At 57.5% G+C, this 306-nt stretch carries 1 protein-coding gene; it reads right to left on the bottom strand.

Translation table 11 applies throughout. The annotated features are described in order from the left end of the window. Positions 1-306 (bottom strand): immunoglobulin-like domain-containing protein (locus BFP96_RS30960; RefSeq protein WP_170876032.1); only part of this gene is annotated, 306 nt, incomplete at both ends.

The following is a 306-nucleotide window of genomic DNA, read 5'->3' as shown; positions in this document are numbered from 1 at the left end:
CGATGGTGTCGTTGATCGCTGTCGTTGCACTGTTTTGCGCAACTACCAGCTGCTCGAAGTTGCCGCCGGAAGCGTCGGTGATCTTGACGATCTGGGTGCTCTTGTCGATGAACACGTCATCGCTTGGCGCAGGGACGGTCACGGTGCCGACGGTATCGCCAGCCTTGATGATAATCGACGAACCGTTGTCCAACTTCAGCGTAACGTCAGTACCGGCCTTGTTGCTCAAGGTTGCGGTGTACGTGATCTGGCCACCTTCGTTGACTGCGCTCGGCGCGGTCAGGGTAACGGTGGTGGTGTTATCAG

The sequence above is a fragment of the Pseudomonas sp. 34 E 7 genome, assembly GCF_900005715.1.
In the GTDB taxonomy this organism is placed as follows: domain Bacteria; phylum Pseudomonadota; class Gammaproteobacteria; order Pseudomonadales; family Pseudomonadaceae; genus Aquipseudomonas; species Aquipseudomonas orientalis_A.
Note: the sequence above shows the minus strand (reverse complement) of the source record. Positions and strands in the feature narration are given on the sequence as shown.